2 protein-coding genes are annotated in these 1,981 nt (G+C 64.0%); both read right to left on the minus strand.

Features of this window, described 5'->3' with window-relative positions; translation table 11 throughout:
• Positions 1 to 721: 721 nt before the first annotated feature.
• Positions 722 to 1,360 carry a LysE family translocator gene (locus tag I6N91_RS16935; RefSeq protein ID WP_198814485.1) on the minus strand — a complete coding sequence of 213 codons (639 nt, stop codon included), beginning with the start codon at positions 1,358 to 1,360 and terminating at the stop codon, positions 722 to 724.
• A gap of 361 nt (positions 1,361 to 1,721) precedes the next feature.
• Positions 1,722 to 1,981: hypothetical protein (locus tag I6N91_RS17320; protein ID WP_233092004.1), on the minus strand; the 260-nt coding region annotated here is incomplete at its 5' end.

Here is a 1,981-nt window from a genome sequence, read left to right on the forward strand (position 1 = left end):
GTAGGACACCGCCGGACCACCCTTAGGCTGCAGGCCCCACCACCGGTGGGGCCTGCACCCCTTTAACCACCCCAACCGGGGCCAGCGCGCCGCACCCGGACGGCCGCATTTGGCGGCGGGCCGACAGGGGCCAGCCCGGGTCGGATCACGGGCGGCAGGCAGCAAGCCAGGGGCGCCCGACCGGCTGCCTACGCACAGCACCGGCGGTACCCTGGCTGGCCCCCACTGGAACCGCACTCCGCTGGCGGGCGCCGACCGCAACCGTGCCGGCCCGCCGCCCTCACTGCTACAGGGGCACCTGATCAGCTACGCCGGAACACGGCTGCTCGCTGCTCGTAAGCAGCTGGGCCGGCCCATGGGCCGCCCCCCAGTTGCACTGCTCCACAGGTCGCGGAATAGACAGTTTCCCGCAGGGCCCGCAGATCCCCGCCCGGTCCGCCGCTTCAAGCCCCGTCCGTTGCACCCCCATTCGCTGCACGGCCCCTTCCACTGCGCCAGCTCCAACGGTCGCGCGCTCGGGAGCTGCCGCCACAAGCCGGCACAGCAGGGGCCGCGCGTGGGCACTTCGGGCCAGAGTGCTCGCCATCCGGCAGACAAGCCTGGGACTGGCCCGATATAAAGAGCCTCGAGGCTCCCCGCTGCATGGTCATCCAGCGAGTGGTGCCTAGGTGGGGCAGACGTGAAGGGGTCGACCGAGTGGCCTTTGCCCGCCGGGCGCACCCTATGGGGCGGCCCGTCGGACGGTCGATGCGGCTGCGGCCATCAGGATGTACACACAGCCGCTGACGCGATCGAGCGCGCGTAGTTTCAGGCGGGGAAGATGGCGGCGGAGTGCAGCGCCGGCCAGCGCCCAGGCCGTGTCGGGGACAGTCATCACAAGAATGAAAAGAAGCCCCAGCAGAGTGAGTTGCAGCCAGATGGGCCCAGCTCCGGGTTGGACGAACTGGGGGAGGAAGGCCACAAAGAACATGGCGGTCTTGGGATTCAGCGCACCGACCATGAACCCTCGTGCAAGGCTGCGCCTCACCGTAGGTTCCACGTCCTGCACGGCGGGCTGTTCCAACGTTCCCTCCCTGCGCGAGCCCAACGCGCGGAAGGCCAACCAGAGCAGGTAGAGGACGCCGACGACCTTGACCACTGTAAACGCCGTTGCGCTTGCAGCCACGAGAGCTGAGATGCCGAGGGCGGCACCGACCACATGCAGAACATAACCCAACTCGATTCCGGCGACTGCGGCTAAGCCTCCACCGCGCCCGGAACGCAGCGTCGTGGTCAGGATGAAGGCCACTGAAGGCCCGGGAATAAGGGCAATCGGAAGGGACACAGCGATCAACAACGCAGCGGTGCTTCCGGGAATCACGGCGGGTCCTCCTCGACGACGGTGCAACCTTAGCTCCCTAGCTCACTCTGCGGTAGATCCATCGCAGGACCTCTCCCGGTGGCCGCGGCGAAGCGAGGGCCCGCGGTCTGCTGTACGGCCGCCCTCGAGCTGAGCCGGGGAGCTCAAACGAAGCAGCTCGGGCAGCGGATGCGTCGGCCAGGCAGTCGCTGGAGTGCAGGACATGAGTGCCCTGCGATGCTCATCACAACGTGCCCCGCCGGTTTGCGCTGGCTCGCGGAGGCATGTAATGTTTTCTGAGTTGCCCCGCTGAGGGCAGCCAACCCCATCAAATTCTTGAAGCTAGTCCAGCGTGTGCTGAGCACTAAAGCCGGATGATGCTTTATTTCGCTGTGGGTTGATCCCTTTTGTCGAATACTTTTCCGGTTTCACCGAAAAGAACGGATTTGACAAAGGGAAAGGAAATGAAATAAGTTAGTAACACACCACGGCGAAGAAATAAAGAGCTTTGGAGGATTTCGAGGGAAAACTTCGGATCTGGCTCGGAAAAGTATTCCCACGTGTTTGTTGTTTGAGAACTCAATAGTGTGCCAAGTTTGTTGATACCGATTGTTTTTTGATTGGTTGAATTGGCTGGTCTGC

This window comes from Arthrobacter sp. MSA 4-2, from assembly GCF_016405885.1.
In the GTDB taxonomy this organism is placed as follows: domain Bacteria; phylum Actinomycetota; class Actinomycetes; order Actinomycetales; family Micrococcaceae; genus Arthrobacter_D.